Annotated in this window: 29 protein-coding genes; 2 read left to right on the top strand and 27 right to left on the bottom strand. The window is 36.2% G+C overall.

The genetic code is table 11. The features are described 5' to 3' along the window. Window positions 1-4 precede the first annotated feature (4 nt). From SMUL_RS07830 to SMUL_RS07810, 5 genes are all read right to left on the bottom strand, one after another. Window positions 5-364 carry a hypothetical protein gene (locus SMUL_RS07830; protein WP_025344710.1) on the bottom strand — a complete coding sequence of 120 codons (360 nt, stop codon included), beginning with the start codon at window positions 362-364 and terminating at the stop codon, window positions 5-7. A gap of 31 nt (window positions 365-395) precedes the next feature. Further along, on the bottom strand, window positions 396-794 hold the full coding sequence (locus tag SMUL_RS07825; protein ID WP_025344709.1) for a pyridoxamine 5'-phosphate oxidase family protein: 399 nt from the start codon (window positions 792-794) through the stop codon (window positions 396-398). Window positions 795-872: 78 nt separating this feature from the next. Further along, entirely contained in the window at window positions 873-1,292 is a 420-nt protein-coding gene (locus tag SMUL_RS07820; protein ID WP_025344708.1) for a Rieske (2Fe-2S) protein, read from the bottom strand. Window positions 1,293-1,302: 10 nt separating this feature from the next. Beyond that, a complete protein-coding gene (locus tag SMUL_RS07815; protein WP_025344707.1) occupies window positions 1,303-1,953 on the bottom strand; it encodes a flavodoxin family protein in 651 nt (216 codons plus the stop codon). Between the two features lie 234 nt (window positions 1,954-2,187). After that, entirely contained in the window at window positions 2,188-2,457 is a 270-nt protein-coding gene (locus SMUL_RS07810) for a hypothetical protein (RefSeq protein WP_025344706.1), read from the bottom strand. Between the two features lie 171 nt (window positions 2,458-2,628). On the opposite strand from SMUL_RS07810, the gene istA reads away from it, so the two are divergent. Together istA and istB are read left to right on the top strand one after the other, a co-directional pair. After that, window positions 2,629-3,741: an IS21 family transposase gene (gene istA, locus SMUL_RS07805; protein ID WP_025344705.1), complete on the top strand. Its 1,113-nt coding sequence runs from the start codon at window positions 2,629-2,631 to the stop codon at window positions 3,739-3,741. Beyond that, complete coding sequence (gene istB, locus SMUL_RS07800; RefSeq protein ID WP_025344704.1) at window positions 3,732-4,550, top strand: IS21-like element helper ATPase IstB; 819 nt, start codon at window positions 3,732-3,734, stop codon at window positions 4,548-4,550. Before istA ends, istB begins: the two co-directional genes overlap by 10 nt. A 24-nt stretch (window positions 4,551-4,574) precedes the next feature. Here istB and SMUL_RS07795 read toward each other — a convergent pair whose 3' ends face one another. The 22 genes from SMUL_RS07795 to SMUL_RS07690 are packed head-to-tail and all read right to left on the bottom strand — an operon-like array spanning window position 4,575 to window position 22,164. After that, complete coding sequence (locus SMUL_RS07795) at window positions 4,575-4,772, bottom strand: TetR/AcrR family transcriptional regulator (protein ID WP_025344703.1); 198 nt, start codon at window positions 4,770-4,772, stop codon at window positions 4,575-4,577. After that, a complete protein-coding gene (locus SMUL_RS07790) occupies window positions 4,756-5,361 on the bottom strand; it encodes a precorrin-2 dehydrogenase/sirohydrochlorin ferrochelatase family protein (protein WP_025344702.1) in 606 nt (201 codons plus the stop codon). Before SMUL_RS07790 ends, SMUL_RS07795 begins: the two co-directional genes overlap by 17 nt. Before the next feature lie 16 nt (window positions 5,362-5,377). Continuing rightward, complete coding sequence (locus tag SMUL_RS07785) at window positions 5,378-5,578, bottom strand: cysteine-rich CWC family protein (RefSeq protein WP_025344701.1); 201 nt, start codon at window positions 5,576-5,578, stop codon at window positions 5,378-5,380. Window positions 5,579-5,602: 24 nt separating this feature from the next. Then, window positions 5,603-6,865 carry a cobyrinate a,c-diamide synthase gene (locus SMUL_RS07780; protein WP_025344700.1) on the bottom strand — a complete coding sequence of 421 codons (1,263 nt, stop codon included), beginning with the start codon at window positions 6,863-6,865 and terminating at the stop codon, window positions 5,603-5,605. Further along, the gene (locus tag SMUL_RS07775) at window positions 6,865-8,592 is read right to left on the bottom strand and encodes an ABC transporter ATP-binding protein (RefSeq protein ID WP_025344699.1); all 1,728 of its coding nucleotides are present in this window, start codon (window positions 8,590-8,592) and stop codon (window positions 6,865-6,867) included. Before SMUL_RS07775 ends, SMUL_RS07780 begins: the two co-directional genes overlap by 1 nt. Next, window positions 8,589-9,344, bottom strand: coding sequence for a precorrin-6A reductase (gene cobK / locus SMUL_RS07770; protein WP_158506023.1), 756 nt, complete (start codon window positions 9,342-9,344; stop codon window positions 8,589-8,591). Before cobK ends, SMUL_RS07775 begins: the two co-directional genes overlap by 4 nt. After that, complete coding sequence (cobA, locus tag SMUL_RS17760; protein ID WP_025344697.1) at window positions 9,289-10,806, bottom strand: uroporphyrinogen-III C-methyltransferase; 1,518 nt, start codon at window positions 10,804-10,806, stop codon at window positions 9,289-9,291. Before cobA ends, cobK begins: the two co-directional genes overlap by 56 nt. Window positions 10,807-10,819: 13 nt before the next feature. Next, window positions 10,820-11,548: a precorrin-3B C(17)-methyltransferase gene (cobJ, locus tag SMUL_RS07760; protein ID WP_025344696.1), complete on the bottom strand. Its 729-nt coding sequence runs from the start codon at window positions 11,546-11,548 to the stop codon at window positions 10,820-10,822. After that, window positions 11,538-12,530 carry a cobalt-precorrin 5A hydrolase gene (gene cbiG, locus SMUL_RS07755; protein WP_025344695.1) on the bottom strand — a complete coding sequence of 331 codons (993 nt, stop codon included), beginning with the start codon at window positions 12,528-12,530 and terminating at the stop codon, window positions 11,538-11,540. Before cbiG ends, cobJ begins: the two co-directional genes overlap by 11 nt. Next, the gene (gene cobM / locus SMUL_RS07750; RefSeq protein ID WP_025344694.1) at window positions 12,527-13,291 is read right to left on the bottom strand and encodes a precorrin-4 C(11)-methyltransferase; all 765 of its coding nucleotides are present in this window, start codon (window positions 13,289-13,291) and stop codon (window positions 12,527-12,529) included. Before cobM ends, cbiG begins: the two co-directional genes overlap by 4 nt. Next, complete coding sequence (gene cobI, locus SMUL_RS07745) at window positions 13,284-13,988, bottom strand: precorrin-2 C(20)-methyltransferase (RefSeq protein ID WP_025344693.1); 705 nt, start codon at window positions 13,986-13,988, stop codon at window positions 13,284-13,286. Before cobI ends, cobM begins: the two co-directional genes overlap by 8 nt. Then, on the bottom strand, window positions 13,981-14,559 hold the full coding sequence (gene cbiT, locus SMUL_RS07740) for a precorrin-6Y C5,15-methyltransferase (decarboxylating) subunit CbiT (protein ID WP_025344692.1): 579 nt from the start codon (window positions 14,557-14,559) through the stop codon (window positions 13,981-13,983). The genes cobI and cbiT overlap by 8 nt, the downstream gene beginning before the upstream one ends. Further along, complete coding sequence (gene cbiE / locus SMUL_RS07735) at window positions 14,540-15,205, bottom strand: precorrin-6y C5,15-methyltransferase (decarboxylating) subunit CbiE (protein ID WP_202819544.1); 666 nt, start codon at window positions 15,203-15,205, stop codon at window positions 14,540-14,542. The genes cbiT and cbiE overlap by 20 nt, the downstream gene beginning before the upstream one ends. Beyond that, entirely contained in the window at window positions 15,180-16,298 is a 1,119-nt protein-coding gene (gene cbiD / locus SMUL_RS07730; protein ID WP_025344690.1) for a cobalt-precorrin-5B (C(1))-methyltransferase CbiD, read from the bottom strand. Before cbiD ends, cbiE begins: the two co-directional genes overlap by 26 nt. Window positions 16,299-16,301: 3 nt before the next feature. Next, the gene (locus tag SMUL_RS07725) at window positions 16,302-16,946 is read right to left on the bottom strand and encodes a precorrin-8X methylmutase (protein WP_025344689.1); all 645 of its coding nucleotides are present in this window, start codon (window positions 16,944-16,946) and stop codon (window positions 16,302-16,304) included. A 2-nt stretch (window positions 16,947-16,948) separates the two neighbouring features. Continuing rightward, window positions 16,949-17,857 carry an ABC transporter substrate-binding protein gene (locus SMUL_RS07720; protein ID WP_025344688.1) on the bottom strand — a complete coding sequence of 303 codons (909 nt, stop codon included), beginning with the start codon at window positions 17,855-17,857 and terminating at the stop codon, window positions 16,949-16,951. Window positions 17,858-17,866: 9 nt separating this feature from the next. Next, the gene (locus SMUL_RS07715; protein WP_025344687.1) at window positions 17,867-18,634 is read right to left on the bottom strand and encodes an ABC transporter ATP-binding protein; all 768 of its coding nucleotides are present in this window, start codon (window positions 18,632-18,634) and stop codon (window positions 17,867-17,869) included. After that, window positions 18,631-19,656 carry a FecCD family ABC transporter permease gene (locus SMUL_RS07710; protein ID WP_202819543.1) on the bottom strand — a complete coding sequence of 342 codons (1,026 nt, stop codon included), beginning with the start codon at window positions 19,654-19,656 and terminating at the stop codon, window positions 18,631-18,633. The genes SMUL_RS07715 and SMUL_RS07710 overlap by 4 nt, the downstream gene beginning before the upstream one ends. Further along, window positions 19,646-20,548 carry a sirohydrochlorin cobaltochelatase gene (locus SMUL_RS07705; RefSeq protein ID WP_025344685.1) on the bottom strand — a complete coding sequence of 301 codons (903 nt, stop codon included), beginning with the start codon at window positions 20,546-20,548 and terminating at the stop codon, window positions 19,646-19,648. The genes SMUL_RS07710 and SMUL_RS07705 overlap by 11 nt, the downstream gene beginning before the upstream one ends. A gap of 1 nt (window position 20,549) precedes the next feature. Continuing rightward, complete coding sequence (locus SMUL_RS07700; protein ID WP_025344684.1) at window positions 20,550-21,191, bottom strand: histidine phosphatase family protein; 642 nt, start codon at window positions 21,189-21,191, stop codon at window positions 20,550-20,552. Next, window positions 21,188-21,910 carry an adenosylcobinamide-GDP ribazoletransferase gene (cobS, locus tag SMUL_RS07695; RefSeq protein WP_025344683.1) on the bottom strand — a complete coding sequence of 241 codons (723 nt, stop codon included), beginning with the start codon at window positions 21,908-21,910 and terminating at the stop codon, window positions 21,188-21,190. The genes SMUL_RS07700 and cobS overlap by 4 nt, the downstream gene beginning before the upstream one ends. Further along, window positions 21,907-22,164 (bottom strand): cysteine-rich small domain-containing protein, encoded by a 258-nt coding sequence (locus SMUL_RS07690; RefSeq protein WP_025344682.1) that lies wholly within the window; start codon window positions 22,162-22,164, stop codon window positions 21,907-21,909. Before SMUL_RS07690 ends, cobS begins: the two co-directional genes overlap by 4 nt.

Raw genomic sequence — 22,164 nt, 5'->3', positions numbered from 1 at the left:
TGCTTTAAATAACAGTGAATGCTAACCCTAGACCGACAATTGTTGTAAGCACAGCAAGACCCCAAAATGGTTTACTTGTTGGATCTTTAACAATTTGTAGCATAAACCAAAACAAGAATATTCCACCAACGCTTTTGATGAGTAATGGAATGCTAAAAGGAACAAGCGTCCACACGTAACATCCAGATAACAAGACCAAAGCAAACCAAACTTTCATTATTTTTACTGCTTTTACTTTTTGCTCTTCATTTGCAAAAAATGTTGCCCAAACGAATAAACCTATCATTATCCCTGAAAGAAAAAAGTGACCAGGTGTATTATTCATAATTGACATACCTAAAAAATCAATTTGAAATGAACTCATAGTATACATCCTCTAAAATTTATTGTATTGATTATGCGATTTGTGTACCAGCATTTTCTGCGGCACTTTGATCAAATATAGCTGTTGGTTTAAATATCCATAAAGCACTCATTGGTAATCCTGCTTTTTTCATTTGCGCAGCTACGCTCTCAAATAACTCGCCCTCAGTTTGTCTTTCAACGACAGTAGCGTTTACAAGATAAGACTCTGTTCCTTTAAGACATAAAACTGCGATGTTTTTATTGGTCTCTAGATTTTTAGCAGTTTTTTTCATCAATATTTCAGCTGCACAAATTGTTTGACTATCTGGCGCCATGATGCTGCCTACAACAATAGAGTGTGGTACACCGTCTTCAGCTACTGTTGTTAAAACTTTTGATGCTCCGTCGTCATTGAGCAAAGTTGCTACATTATCTGGTATTGTGATCATACTATTTTCCTTTTTTAATTTTTTTATCATTTTGAGACAAGTTTTATACACCGTCCACCTACGCCTAAAGTAATGATTTTAAATTGAAATTATAAGATTGTCATCCTCCTTTATCACAGTATAACACTTGATAGATTTTGAAACAGGACCATAAAGTTTATTTCCATAAAGATCAAAGGTCGCTTTATTCAAGCTACAGCATTGCACTGTATCCGTACCAGGCACTAAATCTAACCGCCTTCCCATATGTGTACATTTATTTTGATATGCTTTGTATTCTCCACTTTTACTCTGTATTACCAACACTCTTAAAGGAAGGCTTTTCCCTTCAAGACGAACTGCACCACCACGTATTTTTAATTCATCAGCCTTATTTAGGTCAATACAAATTTTCCCATCTAAATATCCCCAACAACTACTATCTTTAGGCTCATGTGTTGCAGGTTTTCCTGAAACTCTTTCAAAAAATCCTCTCTTTAAAAATGTAATGTTATCCATATATAATCCTTTAAAATACTAATGATTCTCGTAGTTTTTTTCCCAAATCTTTTGCTTGTTGTATGATTTCTAGTTGATTTTCAAACGCATGAATACCCACAGAATCAACCGTAGCCTCAGCACCATAGAGCATTTTAAATCCAGACATTTGACATACATCGCCATTCCCACACTTAACACAAGGGACATTACCGTGGACTAGAAGTGATCCTACAAAGTTCATTCCTTCTTCCATCATAAAATAATGAATAGCATTTGCACCCAATTGTGCAGCAGGAGGCAACATTTCACTTGGTGCAGTTACGCACGAAGTAATAACAGCAGCACCGAGTTTACCGGCCAAATATCCATTGTTGTGGCGCAAAGGGTAGAGCCGCTCCATAAAGGCTTTTGTTCTTGAATCTAATGTTGAATAGGGAGTAAATCCTGATACCACTAGAACATCCGCTTCTTTAACTTTATCGCACAATGTATTTCCATCATCCTTTATAACGCAACGATTCGTTGTCACGCATCCCAAACAGGCGTTGCATGGTCCAACGGTATAGTCTGATAATTTAATAAATTCTGATTCCAATCCAATTGCGTCGAGCACAGCTTGCAAAGCACGATCACTATTACTATTTTTAATCGGTGAGCCGGATACTCCTAAAACTTTCATTTGTTCTTCCTTCTTTGTTATATTTGAAGATTGTAATGAAAATATATAGGTAACTTGTGGAGTAAAAGTAGATAATCACGTATTCTGGAATATTTGTTCCAAAATACTATTTAAGATAATTTAAACTTAGTTAGGAGTTGTGTGATTATTTGAGCAGTGCTAGTATGGTTTGTATAATTAATTCGCCATCTTCTTTTTGGTGGTTATATTTACCATGAATGCTAAAGCCATGAACTATATAGTTACGATGGTAAGTGCTATTGCTTTTGCATTACCATTAAATTCACCATTTGCAGAGGCATCCATTAAATTTTTTTCAAGTTGCTGTCTTAAATCTAAAAAAAACTTCTTTGGAACATCAAATACTTCTTCTCGCATAAAGTCGCCTTTTCCCATACAGATGCTAAAAAGACAAGCTCTAAATTCTTCACGAAAAATGAACTTACCTAAAAATAGTTCTACACCTTTTTTACCGGTATTCGTTTGCAATATTCCTATCATCATTGAAGCTCTTTTTGCATAATAGTGATGGAGTGCTTCTTTAAATAACTGTCAAACGAACTGCTAAACTGGTCAGTAGAAAATGTAATTTGAGAGTTGCATTTTTATTTAAAACCTTAAAGAACCAAGTTAAATTGGTTAAACTCCATTTTCAAATTTTTGGAAAGGAGTTGAGTGTTAAAAAAAGGTGAAATTAAAATGATAAAGAAGTTTTTAGCTGAAGGTTTTAGTAAAAGTGCCATTGCTAGAAAGTTAGGTATTTCAAGAGAAACTGTAAGGCGCTATGCCAATCTTCCAGATGATTATATTCCCCATATCAATAGACCTCCTGTGATTAACAGTGTTGATCCTTATTTGCCACATATTGCCAAGATGTTAGAGACGGCAGAGCAGCAGAAAAGTGAAATACCATTAACTGTTATTTACGAAGAGATTAAGAAGCTAGGATACGATGGAAGTCTGAGGTGGCTTCAACAAGTCATACTAAGATATGAGCTTAGAGCTCGAGCCAAATTAGATGAGCCTATTATACGCTTTGAAACCAAACCAGCCCAGCAAATGCAGGTCGACTGGGTAGAGTTTCCCAAGGATAATTTATCCGCCTTTGTGGCGACGATGGGTTACTCTAGGGCATCTTATGTGGAATACGTTAATAATGAGAAGATTGAGACCTTAATAGGGTGCCATATGAACGCTTTTGCCTACTTTGGCGGTGTTTCTAGGAACTGTCTCTATGACAATATGAAAACGGTTATATTGTCGCGCAATGACTATAGCAAAGGTGATCATAGATTCAATCCCTTGTTTGCTGACTTTGCTAAACATTGTGGATTCAGTATCAAAGTATGCAAACCCTATCGTGCTAAGACCAAAGGAAAAGTTGAGAGATTTAACCATTATCTGCGGTATAACTTTCACAATGGATTACGGGTGCGACTCTCTATGAAACATTACACATTAACGCTTGATAATGCAAATGCGGAAGTTCTAAAATGGTTGGACAATACCGCCAATAAACGCATCCACCAAACGACATTACAGATGCCATTTGAGTTGTTAGCACAGGAGCAGTTACAGCTACTTCCTGTGCCTAAAGCCTATCAAGGAATCCACCCTAAAGCTTTGATTGAAAGTGTAGCTAAAAAATATTCCCCAATCAATTCTCACAAAGACTTGGAAAAATTATATATCCCCAATAGAGACATTCAATGTTACGATGAGTTTATACCCATGGTTGCAAACATCATCCTTCCTGTTGGATTTTATGGTGGTGCATTATGGAGTTAGATACCTCTATCGATGAGTTATGTAAAGAACTCAAGCTCTCTATCATAGGCGAAAAATATCATGATATTGCCAGTATGGCAGCTAAAGAGAATTGGCAATATACACAGTTCTTGGAGGAGGTATTACGAGTGGAAGTAGATAATAGACTAGGAAGGTCTAAAAATATGTTGACCAAACTCGCAGGATTCCCAGTTATTAAGACATTAGAGCAGTTTGATTACACTTTCTCCGTTGGCGTGAACCGTAAACAGATTGAAGAACTCTCAAGCCTAATATTTGTTAAAAAGTATGAGAACATCATCCTCTTAGGTGAAAGTGGTGTGGGTAAAACACATCTTGCTATTGCGCTAGCACTCAAAGCGGTGCAACATCGCTATAAAGTAAGATTTACCACCATAAGTGAGCTTTTAAGTAATGCAAATAGAGCCAAAAAAGAGAAAAAATATGATAGCTTCTTGAAATCTATCGCCTCTCCATCGGTACTTGTCATTGATGAGATTGGATATTTCAATATGAGCAAAGAAGAAGCCAATCACTTTTTTCAAATTATTTCTAAACGCTATGAAAAAAGCTCTACCATTTTTACTTCAAATCTTGTATTTAGTAAATGGGTTCAAGTCTTTGCAGGAGATAAAATCGTTACAACCGCTATATTAGATCGAGTGTTACATCACTCACATATCATCAATATTCAAGGAGATAGCTACCGACTTAAAGAGAAGAAACAAACAGGAGTTTTACACTCAGAAATCTATAAGTTTGAAGCTAAATCTTCAAACATAGAAGGTCAAAATCAAGAGGTGGTTTAAGTTTCAATTCGCAACTTTTTTACACTAAAAACTGACCAGTTCTGCGCTTCGCTTGACAAATAACGCCTCTTTATCTGAAAATAAAGAGTACATTGTACTTCGATTGATACCTGTATGTAGAATCAAGTCTACAATTGATACATTTTCAAACCCTTTTTCCCAAAAAAGTTCCATTGCATCATCAAGTATTTTTATTAAATCGTATTTAACGGGTCTTGCCATTTAAATCTTCTCCATTAGTAGGCATTATAAAGTGCTGTTTTACAAATACATTAACTTTATCATGAAAAATTTTTTGCCTATTTTCTCCTTTCGGATGCATTTTTCGTAACACTTTCATTTCCTCTAAAAATGGAATTACAGCATCAGGAATAATCCTCTCAAATAACGCACGTAACGCTTTTGCTAATCCAGGAGAATACCCTCCTGTTGAAAACGCTATTTGTAAATCTCCTTTTTGTACAATAGAAGGAAACATGAAATCACAATATTCTGGGAAATCAACACAGTTATAGAGCTTTGAGTACTTCTTAGCCTCTTGATAGATGCTTTTTTGAAGATCAAGATTATCGATAGTGGCTATGATAATATCATAGTCTTTTACATCATTTGGTTCATAACTTTTAGTAATTAATATTAGCTTGTTTTCATGTATGATTTTTTTCATTGAGTGAGAACACTCTTTTGTCATAATAGTAATTGAGCTAGTATAATTCAAAAGTTTTTCCAATTTTCGTTGTCCAATAGCACCAGCACCTATCAACAAAACTTTTTTTCCTTCCAGAGAAAATAAAAGAGGCATGTATGTCATTTTTAGTCCTAGTCTACTATTTTATTTTTTGATGTTGTAAATATTCTTTAATACACAAATAACAAATACAAGCTTTACCTTTTTTCTCTTGCGGTATTTTGTCTAATAAATCCTGTGGCACTTTAATAGTATGGCACCAGCATTGATTTGAAGTTCCAACCTGACAAGCATTACGTTCTCCACACAATGGACAAATTTTTTCATCTTTATTATTCATAATGCCACTTTACTTTAAAAAATATTAACTAAAATATTGTTTGATCAAATGGGGATTCGTTCTAAAAAAAGTATGTAAATAAGTTCCAAATACTTTATCTTTTTTCCATACGCCATTCTCTCCGTTATCTCTTTTAACTAGAGGAAAATATCCGTTTGCTAAATCATGGGGGCTACTATAATGAAAAGCATGACCTTTGGTGTTTATGCCATCAAAATCAGCATCATAATACCCCATGCGTTTAAAACGTTTTTGCAAACTAAACTCAACATCTAAAAGCCCAAGCATTGGTTTTTCATCAATCTTTTTTCCAAGAAAAATAAGTCCTGCACACTCACCATAAATTGGCTTGTTTTTTGCATGCTCTAGCACACTGTGTTTAAAGGTGTGAGAATTTTCGATGCGTTTATACGCTTCTTTGGTTTCGACATACCCTCCAGGGATATATAAAACATCTGCTTCACATTTTTCGTCATTCACAGCAGATACCATCACAACCTCATCAAAGACCTCTTTTAAAAAATTTACATTATCATGGTATAAAAAAGAGAAATTTGCATCATGAACGATGGCTAATTTTTGTGGTATTTTTGGTATTTTTTCAAATGGATAAATCTTTACATGTAAAGGCTCAAACGTAGCTAAACTCATCAGAAGCTCCAAATCGATATGTTCTAAAACTTCTTTTGAAACGAGTGCTAAAAGCTCCCTATCCAAATGTTCGAGATCAAGCCCTAGATGCGTTGATTCTAAAGTAATGAGGTCTTTTTTTATCCAACCAAGAACGGCGATGTGAGGCAATTCTTCTTCTATTACTTTTTCTAAAAGTGAAAAATGCATGGATGAACTAACTTTATTTAAAATCACTCCTTTGATGGTATGATCGTCTCTAAAGGTTAACAATCCTTTGATGACCGCGGCAATAGTGATATAGCTTCCACTGGCATCCACGACAATGACACTTGGAACGTGTAAAGATTTTGCCACATCGTACGCACTAGCACCCTTATCCATGCCATCGTAAAAACCCATGACACCTTCGATAACTGCGAAAGAGTTGTGATGATAATGCTCAAATGTCCATCGAAGTTGTTCTTCATTCATCAAATAACCATCAAGATTGACGCTATGGCCTCCTGTAATGGCATCATGAAACTGTGGATCGATATAATCTGGTCCACATTTAAACGCTGATACATCTTTCTTGAAATGGTGCAAGAGTGCCGTTGTTAGAAGTGTTTTACCATCATTAGATTTCGTTGCACCAATACAAATTGCTTTTTTCATTAACGCTCTTTTCCTTCCCGAAACTGTAAGTCATGCAGTGTTTGATATACCCCATTAAAAGAAAGTAATTCTTTATGTGTCCCCTCTTCTGCAATCCTTCCATTCTTCATGACCAAAATCTTTGATGCATTTTTCACTGAACTTAATCGATGAGCGATGGTAATAACCGTTCTATTTTGAGCCAAGGCATCAAGTGATTTTTGCACATAATGTTCTGTGATATTATCAAGGGCAGAGGTTGCTTCATCTAAAATCAAAATAGCCGGATCTTTTAAAAAGATACGGGCAATAGAAAGTTGCTGTTTTTGACCACCTGAAAGTTTTATCCCACGCTCCCCAACAACACTCTCATACCCCTCTGCTAATCCCATCACAAATTCATGAATATTTGCTTTTTTAGCGGCTGCTATGACCTCTTCTTCGCTTGCTTCTAAACGTCCGTATAAAATATTTTCTTTGATAGTTCCATTAAATAAAAAAACATCTTGTTGTACAATGCCGATTTGCCTTCTTAATGACTTAACAGACACCTCTTTGATATCCTTACCATCAATCTTTATGGAGCCAATTTGAGGCTCATAAAAACGCATAATCAACGCACACAAGGTGCTTTTACCACTACCCGTACCTCCCACTAATGCAATATGCTCTTGAGGAGTGATAGTAAAATTGATATCTTTTAAAATACCTTCCCCTTGTTCTTCATATGTAAAATTTACATTATTAAAGGCGATATGCCCTTTAACGGATTCCATCTCTTCTTTTGCATCATCTCGCACAGTGCTCTTTATTTGCATCAACTCTTGAAACCTATCCATGCCAACTAAACCTTTTTGATAAACCTCTGTCAATGAGATAAAATTTCGAATGGGGCGCATAAAACGATCGATATAAAGGACAAAGGCAAATAGTACACCTATAGACATGTGTTCGTACTGCACAAGGTAAATACCATAAGCGATAATGATAACTTGCAAGGCTCCCGAGAAAAAGTTACTGATACTTCGCAAGTCTGCCAATGCCTTAAACGCTTTGGCTGTCATCTCTTTATAGGCTTGATTGCTCTGCTTAAACTTATGCATCTCATGGGCTTCGTTGCTAAACGCTTGAACGACACGAATGCCTTCAAAGCTATCTGTTAACTGAGCGTTTAGATGTGCAATTTTACGCTTTGAGGACATATACGCATGTCGTAACTTGGTGTTTTTATAGTATGTAAAGAAAATCAAAACAGGCATCAATAACAGTACAACCATTCCCAGTTTTAAATTAAGGCTAAGCATCACACCAATGGCCCCAATTAACGTAATAGGAATAAGCAATAAATCTCTAGGAATCTCCGTAACAACTTTGGAAACTTCAGCGATATCACTCACCACTCGAGACATTAATGAACCCGTCTTGGTGTTATCAAAATACGAAAAGGAAAGCGTATTGATATGCTTAAACAAATCATTGCGCATATCGAATTCAACATTTATCCCAAGCAAGCTTCCCCAATAGTTCCGTACCCATACGGCAAGTGAGCGTAAAATAATAATCCCACCCAAAAGTAAAAACATCAATGTCATCTTCATTCCATTGGAAGCAATGAAATCCTCAGATATCATTAATTGTACAATATAAGGAAATAAAATATCCAAAAAAGCTAAAAGAAAAGTACTGGCCACCGTTGTATAAAACAATGATAAGTGATTTTGATAATAGCTCCAAATATAGCGCATCATAAACTCAATCTACACTTTAATTCGTCAACAATCTCTTGAAGAGAGTCCCATGTCTTTAGATAATTGATAAAAGGACGTTTTAGTACTAAAAGTTGAACTCCCTCTTCCTTGCACGCTAAAACTTTTTCCATCTCTCCTCCTTCATCACCACTCTCTTTTGTTATAAGATATTGTATCCCATAGTTTTTAATTATTGCAGTATTAAACTCTTTACTAAAAGGTCCTTGTATCGCGATAATATTTTTGGCTAAAAAACCCAAAGTTTCTGCTTTTTGTATTGATATAACGACGGGTAAAAGACGAATAAAAAGGTTTTCTTGATCCTTGATTTTTTGAAGGTCTTCCAAGTTTTTTATGCCTAACGTACTCAGCACTTTTTCACCTTTACATGTAAGATTAATATAGTCTACCAATGACGTAATATCCTCAAAATGTTTAGCACCCTCATATTCAAGATTTTTGCGCTCAAAGCGTAAATACTCAACACCACACTCTTTTGCTATTTCCATAGCACTATGCGAAATTCCTTCCGCATAAGGATGGCTCGTATCAAGAATTAAAGTTATACATTCATTTTCTATCAATACTTTTTTTTCTTCTTTACTGAGACGTTTATCAATAATTTTAACGTTATAATTTTCTAAAAGTTTTTTTCCATAACTCGTAGTAATGCTCACGATAAACTGGTCGTGATATTCAACTAGCTGCTCGAGCAGAATGCGTGAATCCTTTGTTCCTCCGATTAACCACACCATCTTTTTTCCCTTTGATACAATGCTCTGTTTCCATGCATGTTTTAAATGTTTCTTCTGTGATTTCACCATTGCCAAAAGCGTTTACATGTAAACCATAAGACTTGATTTTTAATGCTGTATTTTCATTTGAAGCAATAATTAATTTGGTGGCTAATATTTCACGCCCTACACTATCTATTAATGTTTTAACCGTACATGCATTAGGAAAAGCGATAATATCGACATCATTGATATAAGCAATTACTTCTTCATCACTTCGCAAAACTTTATCAACATAATAGGTCTCAAGTTCAGTAATAGATTGAGAATATACAGCAAGTTCTGCTGAAATTGAGGTAGATCTGACTAAAAGTACTTTCTCTTCTTTTTCAGTTAAGAGATTAAGCAACTCTTGTGTGCGATAGCTGTTCGAATAAATATTGGCTTGTAATTTATACGTGTTTAATGCTTCTTTAGTTTTTTCGCCGGCCACACCAATACGCAAATGAAGTAACTGGCGTATATCTTCTATTTTTTCAAAAAAAGCATGTAAACTTTGAGGGCTTGTAAAGAGCACAGTATCAAAATTAATAAGTCTTGGAATAGTAAACGATTTTTTATCTAATGTAAAAAAAGGACATTCTACACTCTCTCCACCTAAACTTCGGACCAACCGTGAAGTCACTTTTGCTTGGGTTTTTTCTGATGTTACCAGAACCTTATGCCCGTGCAATGCTTTATGCTCAAACCAAGCAAGTTTTTCGCGTAAATTTACTACATCACCTATAATAATGATAGAAGGTGACTGAATATGATTTTCTTCAACAATCTTTGAAATAGTTTCTAGGTTTCCGACAACCGTTCGTTGATGACATGTCGATCCATTTTCAATTACTGCAACAGGTGTGGATGATATTTTTCCAAAATTTACAAGATTTGAAGTGATCATCTCTATATTTTTAATACCCATTAAAAAAACTAAAGTGCCACTCAGCTTGGATACTGTTTCAAAGTCAATTTTTTCTCCATCATCTTTACTATGTCCTGTAAAAACATGAAATGATGTATTGATACCTCTATGGCTTATAGGAATGCCTGCATAAGCGGGTACTGAAATAGCAGAAGTAACACCTGGAATAATTTCAAATTCTATGCCTGCATCTACTAAGTCCAAGGCCTCTTCCCCACCTCGTCCAAAGACAAAAGGGTGTCCTCCTTTAAGGCGTAAAACATTCTTGCCCTCTTTGGCTTTTTCGATTAATGTTGCATTAATTTTTTCTTGGATAAGGCCGCCTTCGCAATTATCTTTACCATAATAAATAAGTTCGGCACTTTTGGGTGCTAACGCAAGAATTTCCTTATTAACAAGACGATCATAAATAATACACTCTGCTTCTTCAATCAACATCTTGAGTTTTAATGTCATCAATTCAAAATCTCCACAACCTGCACCTGCGATATATACTTTTCCTGTTTTCATCTTTTTTCCTGTTTTAGTAGTGATACCCACGAGGAGTGATCATTTTGTTTTCTTTGATAAACGTCTTTGAGTTTCCAACGATTACCGTCGTAAACATGTCAATTTCATGCTCTAACATATTTTCCAATGATGTAAGAACGTGATTTTCGCCCTCTCGTCCCGTGTTTCGCACAATGGCAACAACCGTATCTTTATTTTTATGCTTCAGCATAATTTCTCTTGCTTCAGCAATTTGAGTTAGACGACTTTTACTTTTAGGATTGTAAAAAGAGATCACAAAATCTCCTTGTGATGCCAAATCAACACGCTTTTTGATGAGCTCCCAATCCGTCAATAAATCACTCAAACTAATCGTCGCATGATCATGCATAATGGGTGCACCTACGACTGAAGCGGAGGCATTGGCAGAGGTAATCCCTGGGATAATTTCTACATTAAAGCCATTATCAAGAGCAATTTCTAGCATAATGCCCGCCATGCCGTAAACTCCGGCATCACCACTAGAGATAAGGGCGACACTTTTACCACTCTTGGCTATTTCCAAAGTCTCGAGGCAACGCTCCACTTCTCTTTTCATTCCTGATTTAATGAACACTTTCTCAGGAAAATACTCTTTTACTAAATTGACATAGGTTTTATGCCCAATGATGACATTTACCTCTTTTAAAACATGATATGCTCTAAAACTCAAATGTTCCAATGAGCCTGGCCCGATACCTACAACATAAATATTATTTTTCATTTCCAACTTCCTCTTCATAAATCGAAATGGTAATTCCGCAATTTTTATTTTTTTCTAACAAAAACACTCCTTTTTTACTAGAACTTACATAGGCACTAGGTGCTGAGATGGAGCGTACACCAATGGTTTTTTCTACAAAATCTGATCCACAAAATTTATCTTGTACTGCTCTTATTTCTTCTTTTTCTATTATTTTTAGCTCTCGCTCAAAATAGTTAACGGCTTCAAGCAGACCTTTTTCTTCTGCTTTTACCCATCCTGTCGCAAAATGTTTAATCGAATCTTCTCTAAGGTTTAATTTTTTAAACTCTTTTTTGACAGCTTCAATAATCGCCTCTTTTGGGATATCTTTTTTGCACCCAATACCCACTATGATATTTTGTGGAATAATTTGACTCATCTCTACATGTAACTTATTTGACACCACAATAACCCCTGATATATTTTTATTCTCAACGACTATATTCTCAGGTAAACATAGCGCTACTCTCTGCCCATTAAGTATCAAAGCAGTCACATTCTTTGCTTTTTTCAAAGAATCTATTTTTGCATTTAATTTCATAGCAATCGTATCAACGGCTATTTTATGACTGACATCAGAGGCTGTTGATATCACAGGAATTGCATCACATGCTTTGGCAATGATTTCTGCCATCTCGTTTGCTCCACCTAAATGGCCACTAAGCAAAGAGTTTACAAAGATACCTTGTTCGTCCATCACCAAAATAGCGGGGTCTATATCTTTACCTTTAAGAAGTGGCGCAATGGTACGAACCACAATCCCGCTAGCCATGATAAACAAAAGCGTTTTGTATTGAGAAAAAATTCGCTCTACTGTAAGTGTAAAACCCTCTATCATCTCTATGCACTTGCCATCACTGTATTTTGGCAAGGCATAAATGTCTGCGTTCTTTACATGTAAAGAATTTGCTTTCTCTAATCCTTGCTTACTTACGCTAATAATGGCAAGTTCTTTTTTCATGAGCGTGCCATACCTTCTCGGTATTCATGGGTAAAATACTTGTCATATAGCCTAGATTTAGAGTACTCATTTCCCATAAACCATCCCACAAGAATTTGCGCTGTTTTAGTGATATTGGCTTCTTTGACTTTTTCTTCAATAGTCTCAAGCGTTCCCTCAACAATTTTTTGATCCGGCCAACTAGCACGCTGAATAATTGCTACTGGAGTATTAGGCGGGTAATGAAGCACAAGTTTTTCCACTACTTTATCAATCATTTGAACGGATAAAAAGATAGCCATAGAAGCTTGATGAGAGGCTAATTTATCTAAGGATTCTGCTTCTGGAACGGGAGTGCGACCTTCTAATCGTGTGCAAATAACCGTTTGCGATACATCTGGAAGCGTGAACTCTTTTTTAAGGGCTGCTGCTGATGCTAAAAATGAGCTAACACCTGGTATGACATCAAAATCTATACCATGACTCTCCAAAATGTCCATTTGTTCACGATGAGCCCCATAGATAGAAGGATCTCCTGTATGAACTCTTGCAACACTTTTTCCTTCTTTAACACCTGCAATAGTAATATCCATCACTTCATCCAAATCCATACTGGCACTGTTATAAATTTCTGCTCCCTCCTTATGACATGCAATAACTTCTATAGGAACAAGCGAGCCCGCATATATGATGATATCTGCTTCCCTTACAAGGCGCTGACCTTTGATAGTAATAAGTTCAGGATCACCCGGCCCTGCTCCTATAAAATAAACTTTAGACATAACTCAGCCCTCCTTTTTTAAGGAGAATGGTTGAGAAGTAAGAGATATCCTCACGCGTTATATTTTCAAGATCATAAATTACTTTTTCATCCGCTTTTCCACAATTAGAAACAAGTACGACATTATCCATGTTGCCTGTTTTTTTAAAAGCATCTTTGAGTCGTTCAAGGTTACGTGTAACTTTCATAAAAACAACGTTATCAGAGCTATTAATCTCTTTTACAATATCTGTATCTTTTGAAATAGGTACTATTTTGAGTGTTTCATCACCCATAACAAGTGGAGTATTCAGACGTGCAGCAATGGAAGCAAATGATGTTATCCCTGGTATAGTTTGGACTTCTACATCTTTTTCTAAAAGTTCCATGACATAAACAAAAGTACTAAACGTCATAGGATCACCAATGGTGATAAACGCTACTGTTTTTCCAGCTTTAATACAATCATTGACTACCTTGGCATACAGTAATCTATCTTCTTCTCTAAGCTTATCATCATCAACCGTTGTAAAATCTGCATAGATTTTTTCAATATCATCTTTCATATACTGCTTTGCAATTTCAAAAGCCGTACTATACGTTTTCGTATTAGCCCTTGGTAAGATGACCGCATCTGCTTCTCTTAAAGCATTCACTGCTTTGATGGTTAACATTTCAGGATCGCCAACTCCTACACCAATTCCTATTAATTTAGACATTTTTTTCTCCTTTTTTCGCACTTAAAATAAATATAGGATTCTCAGCCATCATCATGTTATATTGACCAAGTAATCTATTTTTTGAGATATTTAATGAAACAACCTCAATGTCATGAAAGCCATACTCTTTCATCAAACTAAGTGTTTTAGTAAAAGTTTCAAGGACAATGGCATTAATAACCAACCTAGCGCCTACTTTGGCATGATCATCAAAATACTGAAATATATCACCAAGTTTCCCTTTAGAGCCACCAATAAACATGGCATCGAAGGCAATAGTTGGTAGTTCTTGTGGAGCATAACCTTTGTATAACTCGTAATTCGTTATGTCAAATTTTTTTAGATTTGCTTCTATCAAAGCATTGGCTTCTTCATTAACTTCTATACCAATGACTTTACCAGAGCTTAAATACCTACTAGCCTCTATACCGACACTACCTGTTCCTGCACCCACATCAATCAAGACACTATTGCTATCAAGTTCAAGTTTTGATATACAAACAACACGTGCTTCATCTTTTGTCATAGGCACATTGCCCCTAATAAATTCACTATCTTTTATATGAAACATTTTCAGTCCTTTCAATAACCACAACATTCATGCCAAAATTTCGTTCATTATTAGCCATTTGCGTTGCTATCATCGTTGTTATTTTTTCTTCCGCATAAGAAAGTTCTTCTCCTACATATACTAATACGTTTCCTAGTCCGTGAGTTACTAACTCTTTTGCGATCAATTGAGGTGTAAAAGCACTATCCGTTAGCACCCCTACAAGTCCAGAATCATTTAAAGCTTCAATAAAATCAAACGTTTTACCATGAAGACTTTTAATCACAGCGTCTTGCCAAGGTAACCCAATCTTGCAAAACATATACTGCATAGAAGAAAGTCCTGGTATTACCACTAACTCCTCATTGCTAAAATGCTTTTTTAAATACACTAAAAAACTATAAAATCCTGGGTCACCAGAGACCAATACCGCAATTTTTTTATTTCTGTTTGTTTTGATGTAATCCACAAGTCCTAATAAATCACTACTTATGTATTGACAGACTTTTCCTGATGCTTCCACTTCTATCTCTTGAAAATGTCTTTTTCCACCAATAAGTATGTCTGCGTCCTTTATACATGTCAGCACATAAGGTGCAATAAAATCTATACTTCCAGGACCCATTCCAAGTATATGAATCTTAAGCATTGGTATGATTTCCAACATAAAAATTATCCGTTCGCGCTAATTCTCCCTGTTCACTTGAATAAATCAATGCAGCCACCTCTAACTCATATCCACTACGTCTCACATGAGTTTCGCACTTTTCTCGTATTTCTTGTGCCATTATGTCAAACGTATCTTTTCTGTTTAACATTTCCACTGCTTCTTCTGTGGTATTGGCTTTGAGTATTTTTTGAATAACATCAAGTTTTTCTCCTGCTTTTATTGCATTTGCCGCCATAATTTCAAGCCTTGCATCCGATACGCGACTATGGGTATGAAATATACCTCCAGCTACTTTGACAATCTTTCCGATATTGCCAACAAACAGTATTTTTTTGATACCAAACTCACAGGCCTTCTCCAACATAAATCCTACAAAATTACTGATAATGATGATATTTTCATCCACTAATCCAAGATTGTTTGTGGCAAATTTGCGTCCATAATTACCAAAGGTAAAGACAAAGGTATCGGTATCTTGCTGTTGGTACATTGCTTTTAACTCAATAGACAAAGAGTCTTTATATGCTTCTTCAGACATAGGTTTAACGATACCAGTTGATCCCAATATGGAAATACCCCCGTGAATTCCTAATTTATAATTAAGCGTTCGCTTGGCAATCTCTTCACCTTTTGGAACAAAAATTTCTACTTCAATCCCTTGCTTTAAAATATCTATCACCTCAATCACGCTTTGTTTAATCATCACTTGAGGGACTGGATTGATAGCGGGTTCGCCTACACCAATAGGTAAGCCTTTTTTAGTTGCCACACCAACACCCTCGCCTCCTTTGATATGAATGCCTCTCTCCTCAGAAAAAGAGACGCGTGCTCCTATTTCTAGTCCACTCGTCACATCTGCATCATCACCACCATCTTTAATAACAGTAACAATTGCCAACTCTTTTTCTTTCTTTGCCGTATAAATAGGTATGTGTAATATTTCATTTGTTGGTAAAGTGATTGCAACGGTTTTTTTTAAAGGCGCATTCATTAATAACATACATGCCGCTTTTGTAGCAGCTGCAGCGGATGAGCCAGTCGTAAAACCGTATCGAAGCTTCTTTCCCTCATGAATCACATACTTTTGCATTTTTTAGATGCCTTCTCTTTGAAAAATTTGGTAGATAAGACCGTGTAAAATAGCAACGGCAACCGTACTTCCACCTTTTCTACCTCTTACTCGAATATAAGGAACATCATATTTTAGAACTTCTTCTTTAGATTCAGCCGCTCCCACAAATCCAACAGGTACAGCGACGATAAGGGAAGGTTTTGCACAATCACCTGATTTAATCATCTCCAATAGAGTATAAAGTGCTGTTGGGGCATTGCCGATTAAAAATATTTTAGTTTCTGGATCTTTTGCCGCATGTTCCATGCCTACAATTGATCTTGTAACACCACGTTCTTTAGCTTCTTTACTGACATCTTCATCACTCACAAGGCAGTACGGTTTGCAAGAAAATTTCCCTAAGGCAACTTTACTGAGGCCATTAACAATCATATTGGTATCACAATAGATTTTACATCCACTTTTGAGGGCATCAAACGTACTCTGGACTGCATCATCAGAAAAATCTAAAAGATCGGTATACTCAAAATCAGCCGTGGTATGAATGACACGTTTAACAACAGGTTGCAACGTAGCATCAAAGGCATCAATAGCACTTCCCATCTCTTGGGTAATAATCTCAAAACTCTTTTGTTCAATACTCATTGGCCGTCTTTCATACGACATGGTTAAATCCTTTCTTTAAAATAATTGGGATAGATAATCTGACCGAGTGCCCACATTCCGTCAAGCAATTTTTTTGTGGGCCTTGAAACGATCTCTTCAGGAATTAAATAGACGTGTTTATTTTTGATGGCATTAATTGCTTTAAAACCAGGTGTATTATAAATATCTTCTTCACTAACACGGTTCATCGCTCCATTCTGTGCGATATAAACATCAATATCCTGCGCATGAGAAAGAATTTTTTCAATCTCATAGGGCGCAACAGTGGAACCATTTCTGATTGATTTAGCATCTTTCGCAATATTTTTTACACCTAAAATCTCAATGATTGTATAAGGCATACTTCCAGGACTGGTTGTCAAAAAATCTTTATGACGCGTTTCAAAGAAAAGTCCTTTTTTATTTTCACTAGGAATGGAAGCTACCTTAGCTTTAATCTTTGCAACTTCATTCTCAAAAGATTCTACATATCGAGTGGAAGCTTCTTCTTTTCCTACTAATTTTCCAATCTTATTCCAATACGTTGGTAACTCTTGGTAGGTTGAAGGTTGGAGTGAAACAACTTCAATTCCTCGTGATTTTAAAAGGTCTATCATACCTTTGAATTTATTGGCAATCATTGGTCGAATCAAGATAAGATCAGGCTTTGCACTAATGAACTTTTCTGCATTATCATAATAGGAGTACGTAGGTATATCTTTGAATTTATCAGGATTATCTAAATCAATAGAAACACCTATTAATAATGCTCCTGCTCCTAAATCATCGATAAGATCTGTATGTGCAGGATATAAAGAGATAACACGTTTAAAAGGTTTGTCAAAAATAATTTTGTTTCCATTCTGATCTTCAATTTCTAGCGCATAAAGATGGCTTGATATCAGCAAAGCCACTAACCATAATATTTTCATTTTCGCTCCTTAAACTGGAATAATATAGCTCTTGTCGTTATCATGAACGGCAATACTTTCGATACCAAAAAGTCTTTTGATATTGATCGGTGTTAATACTTTTTTTGTAGTACCCATTTCTAAAAGTCCTCCATCTTTAAGCATGATGATCTCGTCACAATAACGTGAGGCAAGATTCATATCGTGAAAGACCGCAAGAACTGTTTTTTGTTCATTCTTCGTTCGTTTTTGCACCTCTTTTAAAACAAAATGTGCAAAATAAGGATCCATGTTTGATGTTGATTCATCCAGAAATAAAATAGGCGTATCTTGAATTAATGCTTTAGCGAAAGCCACGCGTTGCTTTTCTCCACCACTGAGGTTTGTAACCTCTTTATCTACCAAAAAGTTCAATTCAAAAACATCCTTAATCTGATCAATTAAGGCATACTCTTTTGCTGAAAGCCCATGCATTCTTTTTTTAAAGGGATAACGTCCCATTTCTAAGATTTCCTGAACCTTATAGGGAAAGGAAATATCAAAATTTTGAGGAACAAGTGCTATTTGTTGGGCGAACTCTTTACGAGAATAGGTATGACAAGGCACATTAAATATTTCAATCTCACCATGTGATTTTGGTACTAAACCAGCCAAACAATCCAATAGTGTTGTTTTACCACTGCCATTAGGCCCCAAAATTCCATAGAATTTTCCCACCTCAAGGCTCAAGTTGATGTTTTCTAAGATAGAAGTAGACCCACTTTTATAGCCAAGATTCTTTACATGTAAAGCACTCATCTCTTTTTCCCTCGCATCTTATTTCTAAAAACTATGGCAAAGAATGGTGCACCTAAAAGCGCTGTGAGTATCCCAATAGGGACTTCATGTGGAAGTAACGCACGAGAAACATTATCAGCCATTGAGAGAAGAATTCCGCCCCACAAAGAACAAACAATGATGAGTTTTTTGTTGTCCGTTCCCACTAAAAATCGCATCATATGAGGGATTATCAATCCCACAAAACCGATAATCCCACAAATAGATACGGTCACTGAGGACATCAATGAGGCAACAACGAGTAAAATAAGACGTACACGGTGTGTATCTACGCCCATTGAGCTAGCATTTTTCTCTCCCAATGACAAAATATTGATTTCCTCGGCATAAAAGTAAATCACCATAGAGCCAAAGGAAACAACAGCCAAAAGAATCATCACTTCCATCCATGTTTTACCTTGAAAACTACCTAATAACCAAAAGAAAATAGACGCTATTTCATCCCCTGCTAGGTATTTTGAAAAACTAAGCCCTGCGGAGAAAAAAGCTCCAATGATAACACCGGATAGAATCAACGATACAGGAATGATGCGCCCTTCAAACGTTGCCAAACGCAACACAATTCCAAGGCTGATTATCGCAAAGAAAAAAGCACTTCCTTGAATCATCACGCCACTCAATCCTAATAACAACGCTAATGCGGCACCAAATGATGCACCTGAGGAGATACCTAAAGTATAAGGGTCTGCCAAAGGGTTAAGGAGAACCCCTTGAAAGACAAGCCCACTTAAACTTAATGCAACGCCGGTTAAAATCGCTGTTAAAATACGTGGCAATCGTATATCATGCACGACAAACCACTCCGTAGAACCTATTACATTTTCTTTACTGCCTATCATGATTTTACAGACATCAAAGAAGGGGATATCGATATATCCCATTCCGGCAAATGCAATCACGCCACTAAGCGTTAATAAAATTCCACCAAGCGTCCAAACTAAAAATTTGGTGTCGGATGATAGAAAATGTGTTTTACTTGCCAAGTGCATAACCTGCTTTCTTTCGTTTCATATCTATTTCTTTATTCGTAATTGCATGTTCAATATGCTCAATAAAAATCTGTTGAATCGCTTCGTTTTCACCTAAGCCATGAAGATAAACATTGACGTTAAAACCCTCTTTTAAAAGCATACTTTTCCAAGAATCTTCTTCGTCACCGGCAATATCATTGTTTGCATGATCGCCTGCTACAAATAGAAACGGCATCAAAGTTACTGTTCTAATACCATTTTTCTTAAGTCTTGTGAGAACATTGTCATAAGAGGGAAACCCTTCCACGGTTCCAAAATAGACATTTTGAGATGCGTCTTGGAAGAAATAATCAATCATGGCATACGCAGAGGTAGAAGGATGATGTGTACCATGTCCAATAAGCACAACAGCCTCATCTGCCTTTAATTCAGAATATTGCAACTGAAGCGCCTTCATTGTCAACTCATAATCTTTAATATGCGTCAAAAGTGGATGACCTAATTTAATGACATAGAAATCATCTTTTAGGGAGGCAACTTCGCGTTTAAGATAATCCGCTTCCTCACCATTAATGATATGCGTTGCTTGAACGATAACCGTACCGTATCCATCAGCTTTTAACTTTTTAAGAGCCTCTTCGGGCGTATCGATTCGAATACCATCACGCTCACTGAGTTTTCGAATGATTTGTCTTGATGTATACGCCAATCTAACATCATAGTCTTTATAGGTATCTGCTATTTTTTTCTGCAACGTATCAATTGTAGCGACTCTTGTATCATTATATGTCGTTCCAAAATTAACAAAAAGAATCGCTTTTTTGTCTTTGTTTTGAAACAGCGTAAACCCATTAAATATAAACACTATCATCATCATAGAGATCAGCATTATAGTTTTTTTCATTTCATGCTCCTTTTTTCATCTTTGTACTCACGGCTAATTGTTGAATTTTCTCTCCTCTTCCTAGGTATTCCAGGTACACAAAGCCATCTTCATGGACGAGCTTTGTCAAAGAAGCATGTTCAACGGCAAACTTCCAGTAAGCTTTTTTATTGCCTGCAAGGTAGCGAGAAAGAATTGCCCTTATCGCGCCACCATGTGTTGAGATAAGAATATGCTTACCAGCATGGTTTGCTATGATTTCTTCAAACGCTTCATATGTGCGTTCAAAAAGCATTTTGACACTTTCACCTTTGGGTATCACAAAATCATAATCGCCACTAAAAAACTGCTCAGCTTCTTTGGGAAACTCTTCCATTAATGACGCATAGGTTCGTCCTTCAAAGACACCAAAGTCCAATTCACGTAAACGCTGATCATAGGTGACCTTAATCTTTTTTGAGCGACTAAATATTCTTGCTGACTCGGCACAACGCTCCAAATCACTAGAAATAATCACATCTAATGGCCCAAAAAAGTTATTTGCCACATGCGCAATACATTCTTTGCCTAACTCATTCATAGCAGCATCTAAATGGCCAAAATAAACTTTTTGCCTATTTAATCCTGTCTCTCCATGGCGAAGAAGGTAAATTTCTGTTTTCATAAAAGTACTCCTATAAATAACACAACTAAAGATGTTAATTCTAATACTGCTCCCATCGTGTCACCTGTGATGCCATCAATGCGCTTTTGAATATAATAAAGGCTCATAAAACCAAAACTCAAAGCACCCACAACAAGCCAAAGCGCATCTAAACCTAGGAGGATAAAGCCTATGACTAAGACACTCAAAATGGCAAAAAATACGCCTTGGATACTCGTTTCATCCACAATACTTTTTCCCATGCCTTCTTCTCTTGCATACCTTCCTAAGCCTGCATGAAGAACAGTATTTAAACGTGCCACGACAGGTATAAAAACGATATATTCCCAGCCAAGTTCACTCAGAAATAAAATTTTGGCAACCACATAGACAATAAGCGCTAACGCCCCATTGACCCCGATACAAGAGTCTTTCATAATCTCTAAGATGCGCTCTTTATCTCTGTAACTAAACAAGCCATCAAAACTGTCCGATAAACCATCAAGATGAAGCCCTCCCGTGAGTAAAATCTCAACTACAACAATGATTAAGGCAACAATTAATTTATTGTCAATCAAAGGATTGATGACCATAAACACCGCACATAAAATTAAACCGATAAGCAAACCAACGAAGGGAAAAAACTTTATAGCACGCCCAATCGCAATAGGGTCATAGGTTGTTTTACTAAATACAGGAAGGCGTGTCATAAATTGAATTAATAACAGTATCCCGTTCATTTCTGTACTGCCAGTTTTATGATGTAATGCATTTTCGCTTGGACGTATTCATAGCCCGTATCTTTATGATGAACAACATCACATTCCACACAACTTTTGATTCCATTTTTTGTATAGGTAAATTTTCCGCCACACTGCTCACCCAAAGCATACAAAGGGCAATAGCAAAAAAGACAATTAAAGGTAGTGTCCTCTTCTATCTTATGACAAGGAAAATACTCACACGCTTTATTTTGTACAAATTTATAGCTCAT

The organism is Sulfurospirillum multivorans DSM 12446 (assembly GCF_000568815.1).
GTDB lineage: Bacteria > Campylobacterota > Campylobacteria > Campylobacterales > Sulfurospirillaceae > Sulfurospirillum > Sulfurospirillum multivorans.
Note: the sequence above shows the minus strand (reverse complement) of the source record. Positions and strands in the feature narration are given on the sequence as shown.